At 69.4% G+C, this 24,982-nt stretch carries 28 protein-coding genes; 8 read left to right on the top strand and 20 right to left on the bottom strand.

Annotated elements, in window-relative coordinates:
* The first annotated feature begins 18 nt into the window (after positions 1–18).
* Positions 19–453, top strand: coding sequence for a hypothetical protein (locus M9M90_RS06300; RefSeq protein WP_254836311.1), 435 nt, complete (start codon positions 19–21; stop codon positions 451–453).
* Positions 454–545: 92 nt separating this feature from the next.
* Here M9M90_RS06300 and M9M90_RS06295 read toward each other — a convergent pair whose 3' ends face one another.
* Positions 546–2,864: a TonB-dependent receptor gene (locus M9M90_RS06295; protein ID WP_254836310.1), complete on the bottom strand. Its 2,319-nt coding sequence runs from the start codon at positions 2,862–2,864 to the stop codon at positions 546–548.
* Positions 2,865–3,033: 169 nt separating this feature from the next.
* Between M9M90_RS06295 and M9M90_RS06290 the strand changes: the two genes are divergently transcribed.
* A complete protein-coding gene (locus M9M90_RS06290; RefSeq protein ID WP_254836309.1) occupies positions 3,034–3,201 on the top strand; it encodes a hypothetical protein in 168 nt (55 codons plus the stop codon).
* Positions 3,202–3,204: 3 nt separating this feature from the next.
* On the opposite strand, the gene M9M90_RS06285 is transcribed toward M9M90_RS06290, so the two are convergent.
* The 9 genes from M9M90_RS06285 to fliQ form a co-directional block, all read right to left on the bottom strand.
* Positions 3,205–3,570: a VOC family protein gene (locus M9M90_RS06285; protein ID WP_254836308.1), complete on the bottom strand. Its 366-nt coding sequence runs from the start codon at positions 3,568–3,570 to the stop codon at positions 3,205–3,207.
* Positions 3,571–3,616: 46 nt separating this feature from the next.
* Entirely contained in the window at positions 3,617–3,973 is a 357-nt protein-coding gene (locus M9M90_RS06280; protein ID WP_254836307.1) for a hypothetical protein, read from the bottom strand.
* The gene (locus M9M90_RS06275) at positions 3,970–4,470 is read right to left on the bottom strand and encodes an SRPBCC domain-containing protein (protein WP_254836306.1); all 501 of its coding nucleotides are present in this window, start codon (positions 4,468–4,470) and stop codon (positions 3,970–3,972) included. The genes M9M90_RS06280 and M9M90_RS06275 overlap by 4 nt, the downstream gene beginning before the upstream one ends.
* Positions 4,454–4,807, bottom strand: a complete 354-nt coding sequence (locus tag M9M90_RS06270; protein WP_254836305.1) for a helix-turn-helix transcriptional regulator — start codon at positions 4,805–4,807, stop codon at positions 4,454–4,456. Before M9M90_RS06270 ends, M9M90_RS06275 begins: the two co-directional genes overlap by 17 nt.
* A 338-nt stretch (positions 4,808–5,145) precedes the next feature.
* Positions 5,146–6,060 (bottom strand): mechanosensitive ion channel family protein, encoded by a 915-nt coding sequence (locus M9M90_RS06265; protein WP_254836304.1) that lies wholly within the window; start codon positions 6,058–6,060, stop codon positions 5,146–5,148.
* A 22-nt stretch (positions 6,061–6,082) separates the two neighbouring features.
* Positions 6,083–8,155 (bottom strand): cell cycle histidine kinase CckA, encoded by a 2,073-nt coding sequence (cckA, locus tag M9M90_RS06260; RefSeq protein ID WP_254836303.1) that lies wholly within the window; start codon positions 8,153–8,155, stop codon positions 6,083–6,085.
* Between the two features lie 88 nt (positions 8,156–8,243).
* Positions 8,244–9,323 (bottom strand): flagellar biosynthesis protein FlhB, encoded by a 1,080-nt coding sequence (flhB, locus tag M9M90_RS06255; protein ID WP_254836302.1) that lies wholly within the window; start codon positions 9,321–9,323, stop codon positions 8,244–8,246.
* 1 nt (position 9,324) lies between these two features.
* The gene (gene fliR / locus M9M90_RS06250) at positions 9,325–10,083 is read right to left on the bottom strand and encodes a flagellar biosynthetic protein FliR (RefSeq protein ID WP_254836301.1); all 759 of its coding nucleotides are present in this window, start codon (positions 10,081–10,083) and stop codon (positions 9,325–9,327) included.
* Positions 10,084–10,091: 8 nt separating this feature from the next.
* A complete protein-coding gene (fliQ, locus tag M9M90_RS06245) occupies positions 10,092–10,355 on the bottom strand; it encodes a flagellar biosynthesis protein FliQ (protein ID WP_254836300.1) in 264 nt (87 codons plus the stop codon).
* A 171-nt stretch (positions 10,356–10,526) separates the two neighbouring features.
* On the opposite strand from fliQ, the gene M9M90_RS06240 reads away from it, so the two are divergent.
* On the top strand, positions 10,527–11,588 hold the full coding sequence (locus tag M9M90_RS06240) for a S41 family peptidase (RefSeq protein WP_254836299.1): 1,062 nt from the start codon (positions 10,527–10,529) through the stop codon (positions 11,586–11,588).
* 6 nt (positions 11,589–11,594) lie between these two features.
* Here the strand turns inward: M9M90_RS06240 and M9M90_RS06235 are convergent, their stop codons facing one another.
* Genes M9M90_RS06235 through M9M90_RS06215 form a run of 5 tightly spaced genes read right to left on the bottom strand, consistent with a single transcriptional unit; the run spans position 11,595 to position 15,126 of the window.
* Entirely contained in the window at positions 11,595–13,166 is a 1,572-nt protein-coding gene (locus M9M90_RS06235; protein ID WP_254836298.1) for a glycine betaine ABC transporter substrate-binding protein, read from the bottom strand.
* The gene (locus M9M90_RS06230; RefSeq protein WP_254836297.1) at positions 13,163–13,936 is read right to left on the bottom strand and encodes an ABC transporter ATP-binding protein; all 774 of its coding nucleotides are present in this window, start codon (positions 13,934–13,936) and stop codon (positions 13,163–13,165) included. The genes M9M90_RS06235 and M9M90_RS06230 overlap by 4 nt, the downstream gene beginning before the upstream one ends.
* Positions 13,937–13,959: 23 nt before the next feature.
* Positions 13,960–14,265: a flagellar hook-basal body complex protein FliE gene (locus tag M9M90_RS06225; protein ID WP_254836296.1), complete on the bottom strand. Its 306-nt coding sequence runs from the start codon at positions 14,263–14,265 to the stop codon at positions 13,960–13,962.
* Between the two features lie 11 nt (positions 14,266–14,276).
* Entirely contained in the window at positions 14,277–14,696 is a 420-nt protein-coding gene (gene flgC, locus M9M90_RS06220) for a flagellar basal body rod protein FlgC (protein WP_254836295.1), read from the bottom strand.
* Positions 14,697–14,706: 10 nt separating this feature from the next.
* Positions 14,707–15,126: a flagellar basal body protein gene (locus M9M90_RS06215; RefSeq protein WP_254836294.1), complete on the bottom strand. Its 420-nt coding sequence runs from the start codon at positions 15,124–15,126 to the stop codon at positions 14,707–14,709.
* Positions 15,127–15,227: 101 nt separating this feature from the next.
* Here M9M90_RS06215 and M9M90_RS06210 point away from each other — a divergent pair, with 101 nt between their 5' ends.
* A complete protein-coding gene (locus M9M90_RS06210) occupies positions 15,228–15,512 on the top strand; it encodes a flagellar biosynthetic protein FliO (RefSeq protein WP_254836293.1) in 285 nt (94 codons plus the stop codon).
* Complete coding sequence (fliP, locus tag M9M90_RS06205; RefSeq protein WP_371876922.1) at positions 15,512–16,309, top strand: flagellar type III secretion system pore protein FliP; 798 nt, start codon at positions 15,512–15,514, stop codon at positions 16,307–16,309. The genes M9M90_RS06210 and fliP overlap by 1 nt, the downstream gene beginning before the upstream one ends.
* A gap of 106 nt (positions 16,310–16,415) precedes the next feature.
* Here the strand turns inward: fliP and M9M90_RS06200 are convergent, their stop codons facing one another.
* From M9M90_RS06200 to M9M90_RS06180, 5 genes are read right to left on the bottom strand one after another with little or no spacing between them, the layout of a single operon-like run.
* A complete protein-coding gene (locus M9M90_RS06200) occupies positions 16,416–19,355 on the bottom strand; it encodes a tetratricopeptide repeat protein (RefSeq protein WP_254836291.1) in 2,940 nt (979 codons plus the stop codon).
* 4 nt (positions 19,356–19,359) lie between these two features.
* Positions 19,360–20,256, bottom strand: coding sequence for a MotE family protein (locus M9M90_RS06195; protein ID WP_254836290.1), 897 nt, complete (start codon positions 20,254–20,256; stop codon positions 19,360–19,362).
* Positions 20,253–20,771, bottom strand: a complete 519-nt coding sequence (locus tag M9M90_RS06190) for a DUF6468 domain-containing protein (RefSeq protein ID WP_254836289.1) — start codon at positions 20,769–20,771, stop codon at positions 20,253–20,255. The genes M9M90_RS06195 and M9M90_RS06190 overlap by 4 nt, the downstream gene beginning before the upstream one ends.
* Positions 20,768–21,856 carry a flagellar motor switch protein FliM gene (gene fliM, locus M9M90_RS06185; RefSeq protein ID WP_371876903.1) on the bottom strand — a complete coding sequence of 363 codons (1,089 nt, stop codon included), beginning with the start codon at positions 21,854–21,856 and terminating at the stop codon, positions 20,768–20,770. The genes M9M90_RS06190 and fliM overlap by 4 nt, the downstream gene beginning before the upstream one ends.
* A 30-nt stretch (positions 21,857–21,886) precedes the next feature.
* Positions 21,887–22,477, bottom strand: coding sequence for a flagellar basal body-associated FliL family protein (locus tag M9M90_RS06180; RefSeq protein WP_254836288.1), 591 nt, complete (start codon positions 22,475–22,477; stop codon positions 21,887–21,889).
* Positions 22,478–22,697: 220 nt separating this feature from the next.
* On the opposite strand from M9M90_RS06180, the gene flgF reads away from it, so the two are divergent.
* The 3 genes from flgF to flgA are packed head-to-tail and all read left to right on the top strand — an operon-like array spanning position 22,698 to position 24,981.
* Positions 22,698–23,432, top strand: coding sequence for a flagellar basal-body rod protein FlgF (gene flgF, locus M9M90_RS06175; protein WP_254836287.1), 735 nt, complete (start codon positions 22,698–22,700; stop codon positions 23,430–23,432).
* 14 nt (positions 23,433–23,446) lie between these two features.
* The gene (flgG, locus tag M9M90_RS06170) at positions 23,447–24,235 is read left to right on the top strand and encodes a flagellar basal-body rod protein FlgG (protein WP_254836286.1); all 789 of its coding nucleotides are present in this window, start codon (positions 23,447–23,449) and stop codon (positions 24,233–24,235) included.
* 2 nt (positions 24,236–24,237) lie between these two features.
* Complete coding sequence (gene flgA / locus M9M90_RS06165) at positions 24,238–24,981, top strand: flagellar basal body P-ring formation chaperone FlgA (protein ID WP_254836285.1); 744 nt, start codon at positions 24,238–24,240, stop codon at positions 24,979–24,981.
* The last annotated feature ends 1 nt before the right edge of the window (position 24,982 follow it).

Raw genomic sequence — 24,982 nt, 5'->3', positions numbered from 1 at the left:
GCCCGCTAGCGTCCGCCCATGGATAAGTCCCTCACCCTTCGCCGCCTGCGCGACCTGCCGGGCATCGCCGAGCTGGAGCGCAAGGCGCTCATGAAGCCGCGCTACGCCGATGTCGACGCCGCCTACGAGTTTCCGGAGATCAACGAGACCTCGCGGGCGATATTCGGCCTGACCGCCGAGGAGGCCGACGACGTGGTCCGGCCGGACGGCTGGGACCATGTCGACCGCAAACCCGAGCGCGACCAGGTCATGGCCTTCGAGGCCGAGGGCTGGGACGTGACCGGCGAGAACCGCCGGCCGCTGCGGATGCTGGGCCATTTCAGCCAGCAGCTCTGGCTGGCCCTGCGCGGGGTGGCCGGCGAGCTGCCTTTCCTCCCCGAGGACGACGAGCCCGATCCGATGAAGTCGTCGCTGGCCAAGGAGGCCGCGGCGTTTCGGAGGGACCGGCGGTAGAGGGACTTTGACTGTTGCTTGTGGGCTGCAGCCCACTCCCCCAAAAAAAGAGAGCCGGGCGTCGCGGCCCGGCTCCCAAGGCGGGGGATAAACTAGAAGGTCTTGCGCAGGCTGACGAAGACCTGGCGGGGCGCGCCCGCCAGCAGGGTCTGGCTGTCGCCGCGCAGGGGGAAGCCGTTGGAATTGATCGTCGAGATGTAGTCCTCGTCGAACAGGTTGGTGACGTTAAGCTGCAGCTCCAGCCCCTCCAGCAGAGGCGTGCCTGAGAACCGATAGCCGACGGCGAGCTCGGCGAGGGTCTGGGACGGCACGCTCTTGTCGTTCTCGTAGGTGAAGAAGCGGCTGCTCAGATACGAGAGCGAGGCGCGGCCGAACAGGGCGCCGTTGTCGTAGGAGACCTCGGCCTTGAGCAGGTTCTCCGGCGTGTCGACCGTGGTCTTGCCCGCGGTCCGCGCCACGATCAGCCCGGCGCCGTCCAACGTGTCGTCGTCATAGGTGGAGTCGTTGTAGGCGTAGGAGGCGAACAGCGACCAGTCGGGGGCGAAGTCCCAGGATCCCGCGGCTTCGAAACCCTGGGCGGTCACGCCGCCCACATTGGACAGGGCCGAAGGGTTGCCGACGATCCCGGAGCCAACCGGCACGCCGAACAGCCGATCCTTGAACTTGACGTGGTAGACGGCGAGCACGCCCTGGAAGTCCGGGGTCTTATAGCGCCAGCCGGCCTCGAAGGTGTCGGAGATCTCCGGCTTCAGCTTGCCCTTGATGGCGTCGAAGCCGGCCTGCGAGGCCGAGAACGGCCCCGAGGTTCCGGAGCTCGGGAAGGCGCGCATGCTGCGGGCGAAGGATGCGAACAGCTGGCTGTCCTCGCTGAGGTCGAAGCGGACCCCGGCCTGGGGCAGGAACTCTTCCTTGGCCTCGATCTTGCCGGACTTGTTGGCGCCGATCAGGGTCGTGGCCTCGTTCTCCACCGACAGCGACTTGAAGCCGAAATTGACCGCCAGGACGTCGCTGACCGTCCAGGTGTCCTGGACGTGGAACTGCCAGGTGGTGGTTGTGAAGTCGTATTCCCACTGGGTGAAGAAGGCGCCCGACTGCATCTTCAGGCTGTCGCGCTGCGGGGCGGCGCGGTTCAGGCCATAGAAGCGGCGGGCCTGGTTGAAGCTGTTGTCCTCGTACCAGACCCCGGCATTGATCTTGTGGCCACCGAGGGTGAGCGTGCCGCCAGCCACCACGCCGTAGCGCTGCAGGTCATACTCCGTCGTGCGGATGGAGATCGGCGCGTCGTTGCTGGTCGCGCCGGCCACCCCGTAGTTCGGCGAGGGCACATAGGGCGTGTACCAAAGGCCCTGGCCCTTGTTGTCGTGGCCGTAGACCGTGGCCTTGATATCGAAAGCCTCGCCCACCGGCAGGGCCAGGGTGATCGCCCCGATCAGGTCGTCGCGCAGCCCCGAGGCGTTGAAATAGGTGTCGTCGACCGAGGTGATCGGCGCCGGATAGGTCGTGCCGAACGACGGGAAGCGCGGTGGGACCCCGGTGTCGCCGCGGTTGTTGCCGATCTCGGCGATCTGCACGGCCTGGGCCCAATTGCCGGAATTGTTGTCCCAGTCCGAGCCCAGGCGCTGGATCATCCCCAGCGACAGGTCCTGGTAGTCGTTCTCGCGACGCTTGGACCAGTTGGCCCAGCCAGTCAGCGAGCCCTCGCCGATCGGTTGGACGACCTTGAAATTGATCTGCTGCTGACGTTGCTCGCCCACGCCCTTCCACTTGTCGGCGGTGTTGTAGGAATAGCTGAGATAGCCCCGCGCCCCGCTGGGAAGGGCGCCGCTCTCGAGCCGCAGGAAGCCGCGATAGGTGCTGTCGGAACCGGCGGTGGCCGCCGCGAGGCCGCCGAACTCGGCCAGCGGTTCGCGTGAGATGAACTTCAGCGTGCCGCCCAGATTGTTGGCGGAGGCAGTCTCCAGGGCGCCCGCCCCTTGGGCCAGCTCCACCTGGCCGACATTCTCCCCGGCGATGGCGCGTGAGATGTGCAGGCCGTTGTGGTTCCCGTAGGTCATGTCGCCGAGCGGCACGTCGTCGAGGGTGAAGCCGAGCTGGTTCTGGTTGAAGCTGCGAATGGTGATCCGCGCGGACCACTCATAGGCGCCGAAAGGGTCGGCGGACTGCAGGTTCACATTAGGCAGTTTCTCAACCAGCTTCAGCGGGCTGGCGCCGGCCACCTCCAGTTGCAGCTCCTCGCCGCCCACGGTCTGGACCTGGCGGGTCTCGCCGCGCCCGAACACCACGAGCTCGTCGACCGACGAGGCGTCGGCCAGGGCCGCCGATCCGGCCGCAGCCGTCTGCGCTCCTGCCGAGCTCGCCGAAGCTAGGGCCAGCACGCCAAGCGCCACGCCGGTGAATAGATGGAATTTCATGATTTCGCCCCTGCGTCCGGCACCGCCCCTCGCGATCGCCCGACCGGGGCGTGGGGTAACAGCGCTACTTGAAGGGACGGCCAAGCTTTGATGACGACTTGCCGACATAGCGTGTGGACGAGGCGGCGATTTACCTGCGGCTCATAAAGGTCGGCTAGAAAACCTGGCCATGGACCGCCGCACAGAACTCCCGCCCGCCGAACAACTGGCCGAACTCGACCGCCAGATCGCCGAAGGCCGCGACACTACCGGCCTGCTGGCGCGGCTTCGGCGCGTCACCGAGGCGCAGGTGGAGACCATGAAGATCGTCGGCCGCCGCGCCGAGGATAAGGCCTGACCCCTATCTGGCCGGGGGCTCGAACAGCTCGATCGGATTGCCTGAGGGATCCTCGACGAGGATCTGCCTGCCGCCATTGCCCTGCACGATCTCGTTGCGGAAACGGCCGCCCGCGGCCCTGAGCCGTTCGACCTCGGCTCCGAGATCCCCGACTTGCAGTTGGATGCGGTTCCAGCCGCCCGGCGCCGGCGCCTCGCCGCTCGGCATGCTCTGGCCCGCGCCGCCGGCGCCGGGGCGGTTCAGCAACAGCCGCAGCGGCCCCCGGCGCAGCATCGCGAAGCCCGGCGCCGCACTGAAGTCGACCTCGAACCCCAGCAGGTCGCGATAGAAGGCGATCGCCGCGTCGACGTCGTTCACGATGTAACGCACGCTTACGGTATCCATCGGAATCTCCCATTGAACTGCGGATCCGGCCTTACTTCCCGGCGAGGGCGCTGGCGCCGGCCTTGGCGAGCGCCTTCTCATTGCAGTCGGCGAGCTTGGCGTCGTCCAGGGCCTTGCGGCCGCTGAAGGCGACGACCGCCCCGACCCTGTCGGCGATGGCCTTGCAGGTTGCGGTGGCGAAGGTCCGGGAGGTGGGCGTCAGGGCGACGCAGGTGTCGCCTTCGCAGTAAAACATGGCGCCGCCAGCGATGAACCTGGTCTTTTCCCCGACGGGCGCGGCCAGCTTGGCGGTGATCCCGTCGTCGGCGAAGGCCTGGCCCGCGGACAGGGTGGCGAGGGCGGCGCAGGCCGCGAGAATTCGGAGCTTCATCGAGGCGACGGCGATCATGGGGCTTCTCCCTGGGCGATGGACTGGACGTAGGCCTGCTGGCGGTCGAACAGCAGACTCAAGGTGACCACGTGGTCGTCGCGCCGCTCGACGGTGGCGAAGGGGGTCTGGTGGAAGGTCTGGATCGTCGCGCCCTTGCGCTCGGCGAGGGTGACGACCACCAGGGTCTCCGCCTCGCCGGCAGGGGCGGAATCCCAGGCGAAGGTGAAGACGATCCGCTTGTCGCGTTCGATCTCGCGATAGACGCCGCCCTGCCACTGTTCGCCATGCTGGGCCGACTTGATGCAGGCGCGCCAGGCGCCGCCCTCGCGGAATTCATGGGCGAAATGGGTGCAGGTGGACGCCCCCGGGCCCCACCACGGGGCGCGGTGGGCCGGGTCCTCCCAGAGACGGAAGACCAGGGCGACGGGGGCGGCGAAGGCGCGGACGATGTAGATCTCGTCGTCGGGCAGCGGGGCGGCGTGCGCCGGGCGGCCGATCTCAGTGCTTGCGGCCATCGGACTTTTCCTTGGTGAGCTTGGCCAGGTAGGCGTCCATCTTGTTGAAACTGCCTTCCCAGAAGCGGCGGTAGTGTTCGAGCCAGCTGGCGACGTCCTTCATGGGGCCTGCCTCCAGCCTGGCGGGCCGCCATTGGGCCTCGCGGCCGCGCGAGATCAGGCCCGCGGTCTGCAGGACCTTCAGGTGTTGCGACACCGCCGGCAGGCTGATGTCGAACGGCTCGGCGAGTTCGCCCACCGTGGCCTGGCCTTCCGCCAGCCGCGCCAGGATCGCCCGGCGGGTGGGATCCGCCAGCGCCGACAGCGTCGCGCTCAAGGGGTCCATCGCCGCCCGCATTTAATGATATCCTTAATTAAGTCATCGCTTAAATACGCCCGAGCGCGAGGCCCGTCAAGACTGGGCGCCGACTCTCGGCAGGGGGCTATCGCGCATGGCGGGGCTAGGCGGACTTTGGCTCTTGTGGGCTTCAGCCCCCTCCGTCACGTCGCCGAAGAAGGCGACGCGCCACCTCCCCCAAACCGCGCTTCGCGCTGGGGGAAGATCTTGGAGCTAGATGCTCCCCTCCTGGGGGAGCTGTCACCGCAGGTGACTGAGGGGGACTTTGACTCTTGTTCGGAGGCTTCAACCCCCTCGGTCACATCGCCGAATCCGCGCTGCGCGCTGGGGGCGGATCTCTAGCCCCGCAGGCGGCGAACCAGGTTCCGCCGCGGCTTGCGGGCCGGGGCGGCGGGCTTGAGCTTCGCCTTCGGGGTGGGCGGAAGCGGGGTGTCGGCGCCGTCGGCCAACAGGCGGGCGGCCAGCAACAGGTCGGCCTTGACCACCCCATAGTCCTCGCGCTCGACCCAGGCGCGGACCACGGCCTCGACGAAGGCCTCGGACATGCCCAGCACTTCGGCCATGGGGGCGGGGTCGGGCAGAACCAGGGGATTGGCCTCGGCGCGGGCCTTGAGGCCCGCCAACAGGGCCGGCACGTCGCGCTTGGTGTCGACGCGGAAGATCGCGTCCACGCGGCGCCTGGAATGGTGGCTGGTGTTGACGATCACGTCGCCGAACACCTTGGCGTTGGGCATCACCACCTTGATGTTGTCGGGGGTCGCGAGTTCCGTGACGAACAGATCCAGCGCCTTGACCGTGCCGGTGCGTCCGGCGATCTCCACGACGTCGCCGACCCGGTAGGGCCGGAACAGCAGCAGCATGACGCCCGCCGCCACGTTGCTGAGCGTGCCCTGCAGCGCCAGGCCCACGGCCAGAGAGGCCGCCCCCACCACCGCCAGGATCGAGGTGGTTTGGACCCCGACCTGCTGCAGCACCGCGATCAGCCCGACGATGACGATCACATAGCGGGCCGCCGAGCCGCCGAAGCTCTGCAGGGTGACATCGGGAGGGCCGTCGCGGTGGACCCTTCCGATCAGGCGGCGCACCAGGCGCGAGGCCCAGCCGGCCGCCCAGAAGGTGACCACCAGGATGAGGGCGGCCACCACCAGGTTCACGGCCAGGTCGCCGGCGGCGTCGATGAACTTGTGGATCACGTCCTCGTCGGCGGCGATGGTGTCGCTCAGCCGGCGTACCTCGCGTTCAAATCCCTGCATGCGCTCCATTGCAGGCAGACCCTCAGGCCGCCTTCTGCAATTCCTGCTTCACCCGTTCGGCGAGCATCTTGATATCGATGGGTTTGGGCAGGAATGAGATGTTCTCCTCGCCCTCGAGCAGGTTCGAGAACTCCGCCTCGGCATAGCCCGAGATGAACATGACCGGCGCGCCGCACAGGAAGACGCGGGCCTGTTTCAGGAGATCGGGGCCCTGCATGCCCGGCATGACGACGTCGGAGATCATCAGGTCGATGGAACCCGCGTGCTGCTCGGCCAGCTCCAGGGCTTCCTCGCCGGAGGCCGCCTCGATCACCTCATAGCCGCGGGCGCGCAGCAGCTTGGCGGCCACCCCGCGCACGGCGTCCTCGTCCTCGACGAACAGGATACGCCCGGCGCCCGAGAGGTCGCGGGCCTTGGGCGGGGCCTTGACCACCGGCGTCAGCGCCGGAGCGGCGGCCGAGGGCACGTGGACCGGCAGGAAGATGCGGAAGGCCGCGCCCTCCCCCGGCTTGGAGTCTACGCTGATCCAGCCGTCCGACTGCTTGACGATGCCGTAGACGGTGGCGAGGCCCAGCCCCGTCCCCTCGCCCACCGGCTTGGTGGTGAAGAAGGGGTCGAAGATCTTGTCCATCACGTCGGGCGGGATGCCGGGGCCGTCGTCAGAAACCTCGATCAGGGCCTGGTCGCCCTCGGCGGCGGGATAGCCGAGGCCGGCGGCCTCCTCCTGCGTCACCCGGGCCAGCCGGATGGTGACCACGCCGCCGCCATGGGCCCGCACGGCGTCGCGGGCATTGACGGCCAGGTTCATGACCGCGGTCTCGATCTGGCTGCGGTCGGCGCGGACGTGCGGCAGGTTGCGGCCGTACTCGGTCTCGAGCTTCACGTCCTCGTAGAGCACCCGGCGCAGCAGCACCTCGGACTCGCTGATCAGCTCGCCCAGGTCCAGGGTCTCGCGCTGGACGGTCTGCTTGCGCGAGAAGGCCAGCAGCTTGCGCACCAGGTCGGCGGCGCGCGCCGAGGTCGATTTGATCTCGTTCAGGCCTTCATAGGACGGGTCGCCCACCGGATGGCGGGCGGCCAGCACGTCGAGCTGCATGAAGATGGCGGTCAGCAGGTTGTTGAAGTCATGGGCCACGCCGCCGGCCAGCTGGCCGATGGCCTGCATCTTCTGGCTCTGGGAGAGCTGCAGCTCGATCTGCTTCTGCTCGGAGACGTCGACCAGATAGGCCACCCAGCGGCCGTCGCTCTTGGAGAGATAGAGATGGGCGATCTTGGCCGGGTCGCGGGCCAGCCGGACCTCCAGGGCGCCCACATGGCCGTCCTTCAGCTTCTGGGCCGCGTCGATCCGCGACGACGGCTCGATCAGCTCGCCGAACACTTCGCCGGCCCGTCCGTCGCCGGCCACGGCCGCCAGACTGTGATTGGCCTCGACGATGGTGGCGGCGAAGGGATCCTCGCCCTCAAGCAGGGCCGCGCCGAACGGCGAGGCGGCGGCGAAGGCGTCCAGCACCTTGGGCGGCGGCGGCTTGGCGGTGTTGAAGGCGGTCAGCACCTCCATGGCGCCGGCCGGCAGGGCCAGGGTCTCGGGCGGCCGGTCGTCCAGGCGCACCAGGAATCGGCGCTCGCCCAGAGGCGAGACGGTGGCGGCATGTTCCGAGCCGTTGGTGCGGATGGCCGCCCGGCCGGTCTCGCCCCGCCGCGCGGCGGTGAGCGCCGAGAACAGGCTGGCCGCGGAGGGCCCGCCCTTGGGCAGGCGCTGGGCCGCGCCCAGGGCCGCGCGCCAGGGGGCGTTCGCCGCGTGGATGCGGCCGTCGGCCGCGGCGATGGCGGCGGGTTCGGGCAAGGCGTCGATCAGGGTGTCGACGCCGGGTTCGCTCTCCGGGTTCGCCTCGACGGCGTTGCGCAGCGCGAACAGACCCAGGCACGCCACGCCGAAGAGGCCGACCAGCAGCATCACGCCGGCCCGGGTGGAAGCCCCGGCGTTGAAGGCCGGCACCGCGGCGAAGCCCACGGCCGCGAGGAAGCACACGGCCGCGAACCCCATCAAGGGGTCGAAGCGGCGCCGCGCACCTTCGCGGGTCGTTGACTTGGCCATGGGGCGGCCCCGGTTGACTGAGGAGGCCACGGCCCCCGACGAATCACTCACAGCGATACTCTCACGAATCCGTAGTGTTTTTTCGGGGTTAGGCCGCGCCGGCGGCGCGTCGTCCCGTCTGCATGATGAAGCCGATCAGCTTGGCCACGGCTTCGTAGTGGGTGGCGGGGATGAAGTCGTCGAGCTCGACGGCGGCGTAGAGGGCGCGCGCCAGGGGCGCGTCCTCGATGACCGGCACGCCGGCCTCCTCGGCCAGGGCGCGGATCTTGAGCGCCACGGCGTCCATGCCCTTGGCGACGCACTGGGGGGCGGCGGTCTCGCCGGGCTCGTACTTGAGGGCCACCGCGTAGTGGGTCGGGTTCATGATCACCATGGTGGCGGTCGGCACCGCGGCCATCATCCGGCGGCGCGAGCGCTGGATCTGAATCTGGCGTCGCTTGGCCTTGATGTGGGGATCGCCCTCGGTGTTCTTGAACTCCTCCTTCAACTCCTCCTTGGTCATCATCATCTTCTTCATGAAGCGCTGGCGCTGCCAGAACCAGTCGAAGCCCGCGATGACCAGCATCAGCCCGGCCACGGCGAAGACCAGCTTGCGGAGGATCTCGATGACGAGGGGCAGGATCGACGTCGGGTCCAAGGCCGACAGCTCCTGCATCGGGTGGACGTAGGGCTTGACCACCACATAGCCGACCCAGGCCACCATCAGGATCTTCACCAGCGACTTGAAGAACTGCATCAGCCCGTCGGGGCCCAGCATCCGCTTCAGTCCGCCCATCGGCGAGACCTTCTTCCAGTCGGGCTTGAGCTTTTCGGGGCTGTACATGAAGCCCGTCTGGACCAGGTTCCCGCCGGCCCCCAGCAGGGCCGCCACCACCAGCACGGCCAGCAGGATCGGGGCGGCGGCCATCATGCTATGGCGGGCGATCTCGACCCCGCCGCCGCCTTCAAGCCTCATGTCATGCGGATGGGCGATGAAGGGCAGCAGCTCGTTGGCCAGGTTGTTCGACATCCAGCCGCCGGCGACGGCCAGCACGCCGGCGGCCCCCGCGAACGAGGCCAGCATGGCGAGATCCGGCGTCTTGACGACATCGCCCTTCTCGCGGGCCTTCTGAAGCTTGCCGGGTGTCGGCTCTTCTGTTTTCGAGGCTGCGTCGTTCTCTTCGGCCATGTCAGCCCGCCGCGAACAGGCTGATCAGCTCGCGATAGCGGCTGACCCAGACCATGCCGATGGTGCCCAGGCTAAGGGCGAAGAGCGAGAGGCCGAACAGCACCATCAGGGGCGTGGCCACGAAGAACACCTGGAACTGCGGCATCACCCGGCCGACCAGGCCCGCGGCGATGTTGAAGATCAGCGAGAACACCACCACCGGGGCGGCAAGCTGCAGGCCGAGCTTGAAGGAGCCCGCCACCGTCTGGATGGCGAGCTGGGCGGCGTCGGCCACCGGCACGTCGCGGGAGAACGGGAACAGAGTGTAGGAGCGCACGATCCCGGCCAGGAACATGTGGTGCAGGTCGGTGGTCATGATCAGGGTGATCCCGATCAGGCCGAGGAAGGTGCCGAGCGTCGTCGACGGCGCGGCCTGGCCCGGCGCGGCGGTCTGGGCGAAGGCGAGCGTGGTCTGGATCGAGATGATCTCGCCGGCCGCCGCCAGGGACGACATGAAGAGCCGCAGGATGGCGCCGATCATCAGCCCGATCAGCACCTCCTTGATCACCGCCGTGCCGACCCCCGAGACCGTGCCCGGAACCGGCAGGCCCTTGGCGATCACCGGCATCAGCATGAGGGCCATCAGGAAGGCGAAGGCCAGCCGGATACGCGGCGGCACGGTGGCGTCGCCGAACCCGGGCAGCAGCATGATCATCGCGCCGATGCGGGCGAAGATCAGGCCTCCGGCATAGACCTGAGAGGCGGCCGCGTAGTGCTCCATGCGCCGCGCTACATCGCCGCGATGCGGGCGGCGATCTGGCGCATGAAGCCGCTCATCAGGGCTCCCATCAGCGGCAGGAAGACCAGCAGCGAGATGAAGATCGCCACGATCTTCGGCGCATAGACCAGGGTGGCTTCCTGGATCTGGGTGAGCGCCTGCATCAGGCCGATGCCGACGCCGACCACCAGGCCGACGATGAGCACGGGGGCGGACAGCTGGATGGTGAGCCAGATGGCGTCGCGGCCGACGTCCAGAACTTCGGCGCCGTTCATCGGGGGCCTCTTGGGTACGCGTGGAGCTAGGTTGGAAGCTAGGTCAATTTTGCCCAGCTATGGTTAACGAAGGGAGAATCCGGGACTCCGGACCCACCGTGGCCTTACCGCATCTTAATTTGCGCGGGGCCGCCCGAGGTCGCATCACTCGACGGCTCGAAGGGAGTTTCCATGCGACATTCGTTGTTGGCCGCCTGCTCGGCCCTGGCCCTGTTCGCCAGCCCGTCCATCGTCGCGGCCGCACCGCCTGCCCCCACGGCGACGCCTGCGCCGGTCATGCCCATGTCGGCCGCCGAGCGAGGTGTTGTCATCGAGGACCTGGCCAAGGCCCTCGAAGCCGACTTTCTGTTCCCGGATGTCGGCGCCCGGTACGCGGCCATGCTGCGGGCCAACCTCAAGAGCGGCGCCTATGATGGTCTGACCGACCCCGCCGCGTTCGGCGAACGGGTCACAGCCGACCTGCAGGCGGTGGCCAAGGATGGTCACCTGCGGCTCGCCACGCAAAAGGCGTTCGAACAGCCGCGTCCCCCCGCCGCCGACGTCCCCGCCAGCGCGCGCAGCAGCGGCCCGCCGGGCCTGGAGGCTGCGCAGATGATGGGCGACGTCGCCTATCTGCGATTCAACCAGTTTCTGGACGACCCGGCGGCGACCGAGGCGGCACGAAGCTTCCTGCTGGCCCACGCCGACGCCAAGGCGGTGATCATCGACGCGCGGCCCCACCGCGGCGGCGGCCTGGGCATCATGGACGCGATCCTGCCGCTGCTCTACGCGCGGACCACCCACCTGGTGCGGATGGACACCCGCGCCTCCGTCGCCGACTTCGGACCGATACGCGACGGCCAGACCCTGCTGCGCCAGCCGTCGCCGCCCACCATCGTCAGCCACGATCACGTCGTGAGCCCCGACGCCGAAACCCGCTTGCAGCGCGTGCCGGTCTACTACCTGACCTCGCGACGCACGGCCTCGGCCGGCGAGCACCTGGCCCTGGCTTTCAAGCGCACCCGCCGGGCGACGCTGATCGGCGAATCCACTCGCGGCGCGGGTCACTATGGCGGCCTGCAGACCATCGGCGAGCGGTTCGCGGCCTTCGTCCCGGTCGGACGCACCTACGATCCCGACACCGGTTGGGACTGGGAGGGCAAGGGCGTCGCCCCCGACGTCGCCGTCCATACCGACGAGGCGCTGAAGGAAGCCCTCAAACTGGCGGCCGCCGCAGGGGCCCACCCGAACTGAACTTGTTCAGGGCGCCGCGTTGGCCGACTGCGCCGCAAGCCCCCGCTCAAGCCCGCGCGCCGCCTCGGCGGGCGTGGCCTTCCCTGTGTCGCGGTCGACGCTGTAGTTGGCGGCGCGCATGGCCTCGACGCTGATCGAGCCGACCAGGGGCCGCAGGGCCTCGATCAGCTTGGCGTCCCCTGCCCGCTTGGGCGAGATCAGGATCACCGCGTCATAGGGCGGCAGGGCGCCCTTCGGATCGGTCAGCACGATCAGCTTGTCGGCGGCGATGCGGCCGTCGGACGAGAAGGCCGAGATCACGTCGGCCTCGCCGCCCGACAGGGCCCGGTACATGAAGGTGGGCTGGAAGGACCGCTCGGCCTTGAAATTGAAGCCATAGGCGGCGTCGACGCCCTTCCACTCCGGCCGCGACAGGAACTCCAGGTCCGAACCCAGGGTCAGGCGCGGCGCCTCGCGGGCAAGGTCGGCCAGGCTGGTGACGCCCAGCGTCCGGGCGCGGTCGGCGCGCATGGCGAAGGCGTAGGCGTTCTCGAAGCCCAGGGAACCGAGGACCACCACCCCGTCGCGGCGCTTCAGCTCGGTGGTCAGCTCGGCCAGGACCGCCGCGCGGCCGGGATTGTCCTGCCGCTTCAGGACGTTGGTCCAGAGGGTGCCGGAATAGTCGACATAGACATCGAGCTCGCCGGCGGCGAGCGCGCGGTAGGCCACCGCCGAGCCCAGGTCCTCCTTGCGCGAGACCTGACCGCCTGCGCCCTCCAGCCGCCCGGCCATCAGCTCGGCCAGGATGTACTGCTCGGAGAAGTTCTTGGCGCCGACCACGTAGCTGGCCGGCTTGCCGAAGCTGGCGAGCGGCAGCAGGGCCGCGGCCACGCCCACCGCCAGCAGCGCGGCGCCGGCCAAGATCAGGACGCGCCGACGCCGCGCAGCTCCCGTCTCGATCAGGCCCAGGAGCTGGTCGGCGACCAGGGCCAGCCCCGCCGAGGCCGCGCAGCCGAACAGGACGAAGACCCAGTTCTCGGTCTGCAGCCCCGCGAAGATGTAGTTGCCCAGGCTGGTCTGGCCGACCGGGGTGGAGAGGGTCGCGGCCCCGATGGTCCAGACCGCGGCCGTGCGCACCCCTGCCATGATCACCGGCATGGCCAGCGGCAGCTCGACCTGCAGCAGGCGCTGGCGGGCGGTCATGCCGACGCCGTCGGCGGCCTCGCGCACCGCGGGATCGACGCCGAGGATACCGGCCGTGGCGGTGCGCAGGATCGGCAGCATCGAATAGAGGGTGAGCGCCAGCAGCGAGGGGAGGAAGCCCAGCGCCGAGAAGCCCTGGCCGAAGGTCGCCAAGCTGAGGGCCGAGAGGGCGAGCAGCAGCGGGTAGAACAGGGCCAGCAGGGCCAGGCTCGGAATGGTCTGGATCAGGCCCGCCAGCGCCAGGACCGGCCAGCGTAGACGCTGGCTGCGGCTGGCGGCCACCGCCAGCGGCAGGCTGATCAGCAGGCCGAGCGCCAGCGCGCTGGCGCTGAGCAGCACGTGCCAGCCGAGATATTCCGGCAGCAGGGCGAAGGCGTCCGCCACCCGAGGGTTCACGAGGCGGCCTCCAGCCGGGCGCGCAGCCGCTCGGCCTGGCGGCGCGGGGCCTCCAGCAGGGACAGGACGTCAGGGTCGCGGCTGGTGGCGAGCAGGTGGCCCGGGGTCCCGTCGGCGACGATGCGCCCGGCTTTCAGCACCACGATCCGGTCGGCCAGCAGAACGGCCTCGGTCATGTCGTGGGTGACCATGACGGTGGTGAGCGAGAGCTTTTCATGCAGGGCGCGGTAGTCGGAGCCGAGCTCCTCGCGGGTGACCGGGTCCAGCGCGCCGAAGGGCTCGTCCATCAGCAGGATGGCCGGCTGGGCGGCGAGCGCCCGAGCCACGCCGACCCTCTGCCTCTGGCCGCCGGAGAGGGCGGACGGCAGCCGAGCGGCCACCTCGCGCGGCAGGGCGACGAGGTCCAGTAGCTCGTCGACGCGGGCGGCCATCCTGGCCTTGTCCCAGCCGAGCAATTTCGGGGTGATGGCGATGTTCTCGCCCACGGTCAGGTGCGGGAAGAGGCCGATCTCCTGGAACACATAGCCGATCCGCCGGCGCAGCTCATGCGGCGCGCGGCTGGCGGTCAGGTCCCCGGTGACGCGCACGGTCCCGGCGTCAGGCCAGGCCAGGCCGTTGATGGTCTTGAGCAGGGTGGTCTTGCCCGAGCCAGAGGCGCCCACCAGGGCAACGAACTCCCCCGGGGCGACCGACAGGCTGACCCCGTCCAGCGCCGCATGGGCGCCGTAGCGCTTTTCGATGTCGATGAGCTCGATCGCAGGTTGGGCCATGGACCAACCTTAGACAGGATCGGTCAGATCGGCATCCGCATGATTTCCTGGTAGGCGTTGATCACCTGGTCGCGGACCGCCATGACGGTCTCCAGGCTGGCCTCTGCGGCCGAGATGGCCGTGACCACGTCGATCAGCTCGGCCTTGCCGGCCACGTTGGCGGCGATCTGGGTCTCGGCGGTCTTGGTCGCCGTCATGGCGTCCTGGATGGCCGACTTGACCATGGCGCCGAAGTCGAGGCCGCCGTCTTCCTGGGCGCCGGTGGGCGCCTTGATCCCGCTGTTCTGGGTGGCGGCGTAGGCCTTGGCGGCGGCGAGGGCGGTCATCATCGGTCAGCGCCCTATTTCTTGAGCATGTCGAGGGTGCGCATTTCCATGGCGCGCGCCGTCTCGATCACGTTGAGGTTGGCTTCGTAGGCCCGCTGGGCCTCCTTCATGTCGAGCGCCTCGATCAGGGTGTCGACATTGGGCAGCTTCACATAGCCCTTGGTGTCCGCCGAGGGATGGCTGGGGTCGTAGACGTTGCGGAAGTCCTTCGGGTCGGGGGCGACCCTGGACATGCGCACGCCTTGGCCGGCTTCGGTCTTCACCGGTTCGAACACCGGCACCTGGCGGCGGTAAGGATCGCCGCCGGCCTGGCGCGCCACGGAGTTCGCATTGGCCATGTTCTCGGCGATGATCCGCATCCGCGCCTGCTGGGCGCGAAGGGCGGTGGTGGCGATGGCCTGCGGCGCGCCGGAGACCGGCTTGATGTTGGGCATCTAGGCCTCTCTAACCGCGGCCGGGCGCGCGGCTGGCCATGCGCAGCAGGCCCAGCGATTTCTGGTAGAAGCCGATGGCCGCGTCATAGCTCATGCGCGCGTCGGCCATTTTCATCATCTCTTCTTCCAGGACCACCGAATTGCCGTCGAGGGTGGTCTCGGAGTCGCGGGCCTTCACCGACTTGAACTGACTGCCCAGCCCCTTGCGGACCCCCGGCGCGGTCATGTGGCCGGGCTGGGTCGGGGTCTGCACCGGAGTCAGGACCACGCCCTTCACCTGGGCCTCGAAGCTGTAGGGTTTCACGTCCGAGGGCGTGTAGCCGGGCGTGTCGGAATTGGCCACGTTCTGAGAGACCACCCTTTGGCGCTCGCTCAGGTGGCCCAGCCGGCCGCGCAGCATGGAGAACAGCGGGATTTCGGCGAGATTCATGGCGGTTATGGTGAACAAACAGGGTTAACCGGCCCTTAAGGAGCCTTGGGGCAAACCCTTGAGCCGACACGCTCTCCTCGTCTTCGGACCCGCCCTCCCCGATGGAATTCGCCGACTTCGTCCGCGCGGTCTTCGCGCTCGCCCTGACCCTGGGGCTGGTGGGCATGGCCGCCGTGGCGCTGCGCCGCTTCGGACCCGACGCGCTCGCGCGGTTCTCGCCCACCCGCAAGGAACGGCGGCTGGCCATCGTGGAGAGCCTGGTGCTCGACCCCTCCCGGCGGCTGGTGGTGGTCTCCTTCGACGGCCAGGAGCGCCTGCTGCTGCTGGGCGAGGGCCAGGTGCTGACCCAGCCCCCCGCCCAGCGCAAACCCAAGACGGCGGCGTGATGCGCAAGCTCTTCTCCGCCCTGTTTCATCTCGAGGCCGCCGACTGGCGCCGCGCCGCGGGCCTGTCGGTCCTGGCCACCCTGGCTGCCCTGATCTTCCCGGTCGCGGCCGCCGCCCAGGCGGTGAACATCGACCTCGGCACCGGGGCCGGCCTCACCGAGCGGGTGGTCCAGCTCATGGGCCTGCTGACGGTGCTGTCGCTGGCGCCGTCGATCGTCATCATGACCACATCCTTCGTGCGGATCGTGGTGGTGCTGGGCCTGCTGCGCACGGCGCTCGGCCTGCAGCAGAGCCCGCCCAACGCCGTGCTGATCAGCCTGGCCCTGTTCCTGACGGCAATCGTCATGGGCCCGACCCTGCAGCGGTCCTATGACGAGGGGATCAAGCCGCTGATGGACCAGCAGATGGAGATCCCGGCGGCTTTCGACGCGGCCAGCGCGCCGGTGAAGACCTTCATGCTGAGCCAGGTGGACCGCGAGGACCTGGCCCTGTTCATCCGCCTGTCCAAGATCGAGCGCCCGGCCACCATCGCCGAGACCCCGCTGCAGGTGGTGACGCCGGCCTTCATGATCTCGGAGCTGAAGCGCGCCTTCGAGATCGGCTTCCTGCTGTTCATCCCCTTCCTGGTCATCGACCTGGTGGTGGCCAGTGTGCTGATGAGCATGGGCATGATGATGCTGCCCCCGGTGGTGGTGTCGCTGCCCTTCAAGCTGATCTTCTTCGTCCTGGTGGACGGCTGGCGGCTGGTGGCGGGCAGCCTGGTCGAGAGCTTCCAGCGCGGGGGCGGCGGGGGATAGGGCGTACCCCCGCTCATCCCGGCGAAGGCCGGGACCCAGGTGAAACTCACTAGGCGCCCTGGATGAATCTGGGTCCCGGCCTTCGCCGGGATGAGCGGCTATTGGGTCAGCCCTTGGCCGCCGGAGCCGCACCGGTCGCCGCCTGCTTGGCGGGAGCAGCGGCGGGCTTGGCGCCGCCCGTCGGTCCCGGCTTCTGCCGGAAGCGGACCTTCATCTTGTCGACCCAGCCGGAGAAGGCCTCGTTGTCGGCGGTCACCCGGCCGAAGTCGGCGACGTTCAGGCGGCCCGACTGCACGCCGGTCAGGGCCACGCGCAGGGCCTCGGGATTGCGGGCCTGGTCGTAGAAGCCGCCGTAGCGCTGGTTGAGGCGGTCGAGAGCGGGCTCGTCGCCGGCCAGGCTGAAGGCGACGCCGGCGCGCAGCAGCTTGCCCTCCTCCTCGCTGGTGAGGGCGCCGGGCTGCTTCCAGCGGTCGCCCAGGCTCTTCTCGAACTGGCCGCCGGCCGCGGGCCAGTCCTTCTGTTTCCAGATCACCTCGGCTCGCAGGTCGTTGGCCTCGCGGGAGGCGTCGCGGTCGATCACCTCCAGGGCGTGGTCGAGACGGCCCAGGCCCATCAGGGCGCGGGCCTCCACCAGGCGGCGTTCGTTGTTGAGCGAGGTCGGCAGGATGGTGGTGCGCGAGCCGTTGATGGCCTGCATGGCCTTCTCGGGCTTGCGGTCCATCAGGTAGATGAGGGCGAGGTCGGTGGCCACCTGGGCGCGGGGCACCCCGTCCAGGCGGTTTTCGGCCTGGTAGCTCAAGAGCTGGGCGGCCTGGTCCAGCAGGTCGACGTCGACCAGCCGGCGGACCAGCTTACGGACCATCAGGTCGCCGTCGGCGCCCAGCGGGGTCAGCTCCTTGAAGTCGAAGAACAGGGCCAGCGCCTGGATCGGCTCCAGGCCGTCGGCGGCGCCGTCCAGGAACAGGGCGCGGAAGGCCGCGGCCAGGTCCGTCTGGAGTTGCAGGGCGGCCGGCAGGTCGGGCAGCCGCTGGCCGGCCGAGCGCAGGGCCTCCAGGGCCTCGCGATAGCGGCCCTGGTTCAGATAGAGCTGGCCCAGCGCGCGGATAGTCTCCAGCTCGGTGGAGTCGCCGCGCCAACGGTAGCGCAGGCCGTCGAACACGTTGGCCGCCTGCAGCGGGGTGATCTTTCCGGTGTCGAGGCGGATCTGGGTGGCGTGCAGCAGGGCCGGCGCCGACAGGCTCTCGATCGGCGCGCCGGCGACGGCCGCATAGATCCGCAAGGCGCGGTCGGTATGGCCCAGCGCCTCGACCACCTGGGCCTGGACCAGCCGGGTGGCCAGCTCCTCCAGCGGCTCGGTCTTGTCCATCAGGGCCAGGCGGATGCGGCCCTCGGCGCCGTTGAGGTCGCCGAGTTGCAGCGCGGCCTGGGCGTCGGAGCGGGCGAAGCGCGCCTTCCACTTGGGCGAGAACTGGTTGAAGGCCTCGGCGCCGGAGGAGAACTGGGCGCGCGCCTCCGGCCACTGGGCGAGCTGGACGGCGATGTAGGAGCGCCAGAGCGCGCTGGAGGGATCGTCGGAGAGGATCGGGGCGGAGAAGTCGGCCTGGGCCTCCTTGTATCGCCGCGCCATCACTCGGGCGATGCCGCGCAGGCCGCGGAACTCGGGATCGTCGGCCAGGGCCGGATGGCGGCGCACGGCGTCGTTGAGCACCCCGATGGCCTCGAACGACAGCTCCGAACCGACCAGGAACCGGGCGAGCGCCATGCGCGCGGCCAACGGCGCGTCCGCGCCCTTGGCGGCCTCCTCGTTGGAGGCCGAGAGCAGGGCGTTGTAGCGGGCCAGGAAGCCGCCGGACCCGGTCTTGCTCCAGGTGGCGTCAATCAGGCCGGGCATGCTGGCCTGCTGCGGGGCGCCCATCACCGACTGGACCCGCTCGGCCCCGGCCGCGGCTGGCGAGAGGGCCAGGCCCTGGGGACGACCGATATGGATCAGGTCGCCCTCGCGGCTGACCGAGAGGTCCTCGACGTAGGACTCCACCGCCAGGCCCTGGGCCGAGGGCAGCAGTGCCATCTGCACGAACTCGCGGCGCGAGGGCAGGCCCTTGGCGGGGCCGAGCGCGGTCACGACCTGCAGGCTGTCGCCGACCACGGGATCGGCCACCACCAGCGTCCCGGTGATCCCGGCCACCGCGGCCTTCAGGCCTGCCGGGCCGCCGGCCTGGTCGCGAGCGATGCGCACCAGACTGGCCTGCTGGCCCTGGGCGCCGGGCCCGAGCGTGACGGTCCAGACCGCCCCCTGGCTGGCGGCGAAGAACGGGGTCGAGGCCGGGGTGGCGATGCGCACCGCCGAATAGCTGGTCCCGGTCATGGCCTGCATGCCGGTGAAATGGCGCAGGCCCCGCGGGGCGGTGGAGACGTCCAGCTTGGCCGGGGCGTCGAACACCACCCAGATGGCGTCGCCGCGACGGAACACCGCCGCCCCGTTGGGATTTGCCCAGGGGAAGCTGAAGCTCACCTGGCCGTTGGCGACCCTGGCCTCCATGCGGACCACGCCGCCGGCCGGGACCGGATTGGCGCGAGGGGGCTCGGGCGGCGCCTCCGCCTCGGCGACCTCCGCCGGCGCGGCCTCGGCCACCGGAGCGGGCGGCTTCTCGAACAGGTTCACATAGGTGGCGCCCCCGTCGACGCCGACCTTGGCGTCGGCGTCGTCGGCCAGGGTCAGCACCAGTTCCAGGCCGCCGCCGGCCGAGCGCCTGGCCTCCGCGGTCTTCAGCCAGCGCGGCGGGTCGACCCGCAGGCGAGCGATGTCCGGACTGGCGTCGCGGTTGAACTTGAGGATCAGCTTCTGGCCGTCACGGCGGCTGACCGCGCGAGCGCCGCCCGACCAATGGAACTCGATGCGCGAGAAGTCCCGCGCCTGGGCCACGCGCACGTCCAGCGGCCCGCGCGGGGCCACGGCCTTGGCCGGCGCCGCCAGGCCCGGAGGCGCGACGACGCCCGCGATGGCGATCGCCGCCACCGTCGAGCGAAGGGCGTGGCGCAGACCCACGGCCCTATCCGGCCTTGGGCGCCGGCGCGGCGGCCGGATCGGCGAGCGGGGCAGCCTTGGGCGGCGCGGCCGCGGCCTGGGCCGCAGGCTTGGGCTTGGCTTTGGGCGGGGCCTTCGCCGCGGCCTTGACCGGAGCCTTGGCCGGCGCGGCGGGCGCGCCGACCCCGGCCGCGGCCGCGTCGGCCGTGGCGTTGGCGGCCTCGGCCACCTTCTTCACGTCGCTGAAGCGGCGGGCCAGCAGTTCGGTCAGCTTGCGCGCCTCGGCCGGCGGCATGGCGGCCAGGATGGGCGCCAGCGAGCGCTCCTTCATCTTGGCGGCGATGGGCACGCGCACGGCGTCGTCCAGGCCCACCAGGCGCGGCGCGGCGTCCTTGGCCTTCATGGTCTCGAACACCTTCACCAGGCGGTCGATCTCGGCCTGCTCCTTGCCGTTGGCCTGGACCATCAGGCCCTGGATGTCGCCCTTCAGCCCGGTCAGGGCCTTCATCTTGGCGTCGAGCTTGGCCTCGGCGGCGGCCATCAGGGCCAGCTGCACGTCGAACTCCTGCTCGCGCTTGTCGAGCTGGCCGCGGCGGGCGCCCAGGCTTTGCAGCACCTGGAGTTCGGCGGGCGAGAGGCCTGCCTCCTTGGCCAACTCCGCGGCGGTGGGCGCGCAGACGGCCGGAGGCCTGGCGGCGGACGGCAGGGCCACCTTGGCCGCGGCGTCCTTGGCCAGGCCGGTCTCGGCCTTCATCTCGTCCTTGGACGGCTTTTCCTTGGGACCCTTGGCGGCTTCTTCCGCGAACGCACGCGCGCCGGACACCAGGTCCGGCAGCGACTGGGCGCCCGCCAGGGCGTTCAGGCCCATGACCCCGGCGATGGTGACGCCGATCAGGGGCAGGATGCGGGGCATGTTCCTCATCGACGGCCTCCGGCGCGCATCGGCTCGTCGTCGATGTCGAACAGGTCGTCGTCGAAGCGGGGACGCTCGCGCACCGGCGCCAGTTCGCGGCGGACGGTGCGGTCGGGGCGGGGATCGCGGGCGGCGGAGAGCAGCGAGCCCAGCCGGTGGGTGACGCGCTCCACGTCGCCCAGCTCCAGGTCCTCGCGTTCGCGCTCGCGGCCGCGCATGGGCTCGACCCGGGCCGAGACCTGCGGGGCGCCCTGCAGCTGGCGATCCAGCTTGGCGGTCAGCTCGCGGGCCTTGGCGATGCGGTCGGCCAGGGCGTCGTGCGCCTCGTCCGTAGCGGCGCGCAGGTCCGCCAGGCCCTGTTCGGCGCGGGCGGCGGCGGCGTCCAGTTCCCCGACGGCCTTGGCGAAGCCCTCATGGCTGTCGCGCAGGGCCTTCAGGCGGGCGTTCAGCCGGTAACCCATCAGCAGGGCCGCGGTCAGCAGACCGGCCAGCATCAGGTTCATGCCGATGGCGATGATGCTCATTTGACCCTCTGGATGGCTTTCTTGGCGTGGGGCGACAGCGGACTGTCGACGCGGACGGCGATGTGATGGTTGCGGCGGCCCATGCGGCCGCGGGTCAGCGGGATCGAACCCGCGCGCAGCTCGATCTGGCTGTCGGGGGTGGCGTTCAGCATGAGGGTGTCGCCAACCTTGAAATCGAGCACTTCCCGCAGGCTGAGCTGTTGTTCGTCGAGCACGGCGCGGACCTCCATCTGGGTGGTCCAGAGCTCGGTGGCCAAGTGGCCTTCCCAGATGTTGTCGCGGCCGAACTTCTCGCCCATGAACTGCTGCAGCAGCATCTTCCGGATCGGCTCGAGGGTGGCGTAGGGCAGCAGCAGCTCGATGCGCCCGCCGCGGTCTTCCATGTCGATCCGCAGCTTCACCAGGATCGCCGCATTGGCCGGCCGCGCGATGGCGGCGAAGCGGGGATTGGTCTCGAGCCGGTCGAGGGTGAAGGTCACCGGGGTCAGGGGCTCGAAGGCCTGCTTGGCGTCGGCCAGCACGACCTCGACCATCCGCTGGACCAGCACGCGTTCGATGGTGGTGTAGGGACGGCCCTCGATGCGCATGGCCGCGGTGCCGCGCCGGCCGCCCAGCAGCACGTCGACGATCGAGTAGATCAGGTTGGAGTCGACCGTCAGCAGGCCGTAGTTCTCCAGCTCCTCGGCCTTGAACACCGAGAGGATGGCCGGCAAGGGGATCGAGTTCAGGTAGTCGCCGAACCGGATCGACGAGATGTTGTCGAGGCTGACCTCGACGTTGTCGGACGTGAAGTTCCGCAAGGAGGTGGTCATCAACCGCACCAGGCGGTCGAAGACGATCTCCAGCATCGGCAGGCGCTCGTAGGAGACCAGGGCCGAATTGATGATCGCCCGGATGCCCGAACGCTCGGCCGCCTCCTCGTCCGAGAGGTCGAAGCCCAGGAGGCTGTCGATCTCGTCCTGGTTCAGGATCCGCTCGGCGCCGATCAGGCCTTCGACCTGGGCGTCGGGGTTCTCCCACGTCGAGGGATCGTCGGGGTTTATCCCGCCCTGCATGCCCCCGATGATCTGCGGTTCTTCGTCCATGGGTTACGCGTCGACCAGGCCCTGGCGGGCCTAGTTGATCAGCATCTCCTCGATCAGGACCGCATTCACCTTCGACGGCGCGATGACCAGGTTCACCCGGCGCTGGATCTCCATGCGCAGCTGGTAGGAACCCTGCGACCCCTGCAGGTCCTCGGGACGCAGCTCGCGCAGGAAGGTCTGGAACATGTCCTGCAGCCTGGGCATGTTCGGCTCGAGCAGGTCGACCGTCTCCTGGTCGGGCACTTCCAGGGTGAGCTTCAGCTTCAGGAAGGTGGCGCGGCCGTCGGCGGTCTGCATGTTCACCACCACATTGGGCATGGTGTAGAACAGGATGCCGTCGGGTCCTTCGCGGACCTCGCCCGCGAGCTTCTCGCCTTCCTTCTTCTCGCCCTTCTTTTCCTTCTTCTTGTCCTTCTCCTTGCCCGCGTGCGCCTCGTCCGGCTTGGGCTTGAGCAGCATGAAGCCGGCGGTCCCGCCGCCCCCCAGGACCAGCACAGCGGCCACGCCGCCGATGATCAGGAATTTGAGCGGGATTTTCTTCTTGGCAGGCGCGCCTTCGCCTTCTTCGCCTTCGGCGGCGTCCGCCTCCGGCGGGGCTTCCTTGACCTTGTCCTTGGCCACGCGTGCGCGCTCCTTAGAATCTTATCCCCGTCTCATCGCCCGACCATGGTTAAGGATCGGTTTTTAACCGGTGTTAACGCGCCACGAATCCTGCCCGGCAGAATCCGCCGATCGGCCGGCGTTAACTTTGTTTCTCATTGAAATTGCTGCGCTTTCGCTTTGGCCCGAAGTTTGCAGCGAGACGGCTGGGAAAAGTGACGCAGGTTAAGGCCCGCTTTCGATGGATAACGCCCTCTACGTCGGACTTTCGCGGCAGATGACGCTGCGCCGCGAAATGGACATCGTGGCCAACAACATCGCCAACGCCGACACCACCGGTTTCAAGGTCGAGAGCCTGCTGGTGGAGACCGAACCCATGTCGCCGGCGGTGACCGCCCAGGGGCCCCGCCCCGTGAAGTTCGTGTTGGATCGCGGCGTCGGCCGCGACTTCCGCCAGGGGACCCTGCGGATGACCGGCGGGACCTTCGACCTCGGCGTCGAGGGCGACGGGTTCTTCAAGGTCTCCACGGCCGAGGGCGAGCAGTACACCCGCGATGGCCGCTTCCGCCTGGACGACGCCGGCAAGCTGGTCACCCAGGACGGCCTGCCCGTACTGGGCGACGGCGGCGAGCTTGTCATCGATCCGAAGAAGGGCCCCGTCACCATCGCTCCGGACGGCACGGTCAGCCAGGGCGAGGAGATCGTCGGCAAGGTGGGCGTGGCCCGCTTCGACCAGCTCTCGGTGCTCGAGAAGGTCGGCGACAACCTCTACCGCAACACTTCCAACGACCAGCCCCAGGCCGCCCCCGACGCCCGCGTCAAACAGGGGATGCTGGAGGGCTCGAACGTCAAGCCGATCACCGAGATCACCCGGATGATCGAGGTCACCCGGGCCTATGAGTCGATGGCCAAGATGATGGACGCCAACGCTGAACTCTCCCGCCGCTCGATCGAGCGGATGGGCAAGCTGAACTAAAGAAAGTCTAGTCGATGCAAGCGCTTCGCACCGCCGCCACCGGCATGGCCGCCCAACAGCTGAATGTTGAGGTCATCTCCAACAACATCGCCAACATGAACACCGTGGGCTTCAAGAAGCAGCGCGCGGAGTTCCAGGACCTGCTCTACCAGACCCTGGAACGGGCCGGCGCCCAGTCCTCCGACCAGGGCAACGTCGTTCCGACCGGCGTGCAGGTCGGCGGCGGCGTGAAGGCCGGCTCCGTCTACCGGATCACCGAACAGGGCACGATGACCGCGACGGGCAACAAGCTGGACATCGCCATTTCCGGCCGCGGCTATTTCCAGGTGCTGATGCCGGCAGGCGAGACCGCCTACACCCGGGCCGGCAACCTCTCGACCAACGACCAGGGCCAGCTGGTGACCGAGGACGGCTACCTGATCCAGCCGGCCATCACCATTCCCGGCGACGCCACAGACATCTCGATCTCCAAGAGCGGCCAGGTCCAGGCGATCCGCGCCGGCCAGACCTCGCCCGAGGTGATCGGCAATATCGAGCTCGCCACCTTCGTCAACGAAGGCGGCCTGGACGCCATCGGCGACAACCTGCTGCTGGAGACCGCCGCCTCGGGCGCGGCCACCACCGGCACGCCGGGCAATGACGGCATCGGCACGCTCAGCCAGGGCTACACCGAGGCCTCGAATGTCGACGCGGTGAGCGAGATCACCGCCCTGATCGTCGCCCAGCGCGCCTATGAGATGAACTCCAAGGTCATCACCTCGGCCGACGAAATGCTGCGCACCGCCAGCAACATCCGGTCCTGATCATGACCCGCGCCCTGCTCGTCGCCGTCTCCGCCGCCTGGCTGATCGCCGGCCCGGCGCTGTCCGCCACCAACGTCACGCTGAAGGCCGAGGTCCTCGACGACGACGGCATGGTCACCCTGTCGGACCTGTTCGAAGGCGCCGGCGCGGCAGGCAGGGTCCAGGTCGCGGCCAAGCCCGGCGCCTCAACGGTGCTGGACGCCGGGGCCGTGCAAGGGCTCGCGCGGCGCAATGGCCTGGCCTGGGCGAACGCCGAGGGCATCCGCCGCATCGTGGTCCGCGGCGGCTCGCCCGGCGCGACCGCGGCGGCTGTTCGCGGCAATGTCGAGGTCCTGACCTATGCCCGCAGCCTCTCGGCCGGCGAGATCGTCCAGCCGCAGGATCTGGTCTGGGGCAAGGCCGCCGCCGCGCCTCATGACGCGCCCGGCGACGCCGAGGCGATCATCGGCCTGGCCGCCAAACGCCCCTTGAGGGCCGGCGCGAGCGTTTCCGCCCGGGACGTGTCCGCACCTCAGGTGATCAAGGCCGGCGAGCTGATCACGGTCCTCTACGAGAACGACGGCGTCTCGTTGGCCCTGCAGGGCAAGGCGATGACCGCCGCCAGCCAGGGCGAGGCCCTGAGCGTCCAGAACACCACCTCCAAGAAGATGATCCAGGCCGTGGCCAGCGGGCCCGGCCAGGCCCTCGTCGGGCCCGCCGCCGACCAGCTTCGCTCCGCCCGCCGCACCCAAATCGCGCTTCGCTAGT

This window comes from Phenylobacterium sp. LH3H17, from assembly GCF_024298925.1.
GTDB lineage: Bacteria > Pseudomonadota > Alphaproteobacteria > Caulobacterales > Caulobacteraceae > Phenylobacterium.
Note: the sequence above shows the minus strand (reverse complement) of the source record. Positions and strands in the feature narration are given on the sequence as shown.

What these genes read in the sequence shown, in the direction of transcription:
- M9M90_RS06270 (WP_254836305.1), bottom strand. Translation starts at nt 4,807, where the DNA reads ATGCGGGCGGCGATGGACCCCTTGAGCGCGACGCTGTCGGCGCTGGCG.
- flhB (WP_254836302.1), bottom strand. Translation starts at nt 9,323, where the DNA reads ATGGCCGAAGAGAACGACGCAGCCTCGAAAACAGAAGAGCCGACACCC.
- M9M90_RS06215 (WP_254836294.1), bottom strand. Translation starts at nt 15,126, where the DNA reads ATGAATCTCGCCGAAATCCCGCTGTTCTCCATGCTGCGCGGCCGGCTG.
- M9M90_RS06275 (WP_254836306.1), bottom strand. Translation starts at nt 4,470, where the DNA reads ATGGCCGCAAGCACTGAGATCGGCCGCCCGGCGCACGCCGCCCCGCTG.
- M9M90_RS06295 (WP_254836310.1), bottom strand. Translation starts at nt 2,864, where the DNA reads ATGAAATTCCATCTATTCACCGGCGTGGCGCTTGGCGTGCTGGCCCTA.
- flgC (WP_254836295.1), bottom strand. Translation starts at nt 14,696, where the DNA reads ATGCCCAACATCAAGCCGGTCTCCGGCGCGCCGCAGGCCATCGCCACC.
- fliM (WP_371876903.1), bottom strand. Translation starts at nt 21,856, where the DNA reads ATGGACGAAGAACCGCAGATCATCGGGGGCATGCAGGGCGGGATAAAC.
- M9M90_RS06195 (WP_254836290.1), bottom strand. Translation starts at nt 20,256, where the DNA reads ATGAGGAACATGCCCCGCATCCTGCCCCTGATCGGCGTCACCATCGCC.
- flgF (WP_254836287.1), top strand. Translation starts at nt 22,698, where the DNA reads ATGGATAACGCCCTCTACGTCGGACTTTCGCGGCAGATGACGCTGCGC.
- fliQ (WP_254836300.1), bottom strand. Translation starts at nt 10,355, where the DNA reads ATGAACGGCGCCGAAGTTCTGGACGTCGGCCGCGACGCCATCTGGCTC.
- M9M90_RS06225 (WP_254836296.1), bottom strand. Translation starts at nt 14,265, where the DNA reads ATGATGACCGCCCTCGCCGCCGCCAAGGCCTACGCCGCCACCCAGAAC.
- flgG (WP_254836286.1), top strand. Translation starts at nt 23,447, where the DNA reads ATGCAAGCGCTTCGCACCGCCGCCACCGGCATGGCCGCCCAACAGCTG.
- M9M90_RS06210 (WP_254836293.1), top strand. Translation starts at nt 15,228, where the DNA reads ATGGAATTCGCCGACTTCGTCCGCGCGGTCTTCGCGCTCGCCCTGACC.
- M9M90_RS06280 (WP_254836307.1), bottom strand. Translation starts at nt 3,973, where the DNA reads ATGATCGCCGTCGCCTCGATGAAGCTCCGAATTCTCGCGGCCTGCGCC.
- M9M90_RS06230 (WP_254836297.1), bottom strand. Translation starts at nt 13,936, where the DNA reads ATGGCCCAACCTGCGATCGAGCTCATCGACATCGAAAAGCGCTACGGC.
- flgA (WP_254836285.1), top strand. Translation starts at nt 24,238, where the DNA reads ATGACCCGCGCCCTGCTCGTCGCCGTCTCCGCCGCCTGGCTGATCGCC.
- cckA (WP_254836303.1), bottom strand. Translation starts at nt 8,155, where the DNA reads ATGGCCAAGTCAACGACCCGCGAAGGTGCGCGGCGCCGCTTCGACCCC.
- fliP (WP_371876922.1), top strand. Translation starts at nt 15,512, where the DNA reads ATGCGCAAGCTCTTCTCCGCCCTGTTTCATCTCGAGGCCGCCGACTGG.
- M9M90_RS06190 (WP_254836289.1), bottom strand. Translation starts at nt 20,771, where the DNA reads ATGAGCATCATCGCCATCGGCATGAACCTGATGCTGGCCGGTCTGCTG.
- M9M90_RS06265 (WP_254836304.1), bottom strand. Translation starts at nt 6,060, where the DNA reads ATGCAGGGATTTGAACGCGAGGTACGCCGGCTGAGCGACACCATCGCC.
- M9M90_RS06240 (WP_254836299.1), top strand. Translation starts at nt 10,527, where the DNA reads ATGCGACATTCGTTGTTGGCCGCCTGCTCGGCCCTGGCCCTGTTCGCC.
- fliR (WP_254836301.1), bottom strand. Translation starts at nt 10,083, where the DNA reads ATGGAGCACTACGCGGCCGCCTCTCAGGTCTATGCCGGAGGCCTGATC.
- M9M90_RS06290 (WP_254836309.1), top strand. Translation starts at nt 3,034, where the DNA reads ATGGACCGCCGCACAGAACTCCCGCCCGCCGAACAACTGGCCGAACTC.
- M9M90_RS06300 (WP_254836311.1), top strand. Translation starts at nt 19, where the DNA reads ATGGATAAGTCCCTCACCCTTCGCCGCCTGCGCGACCTGCCGGGCATC.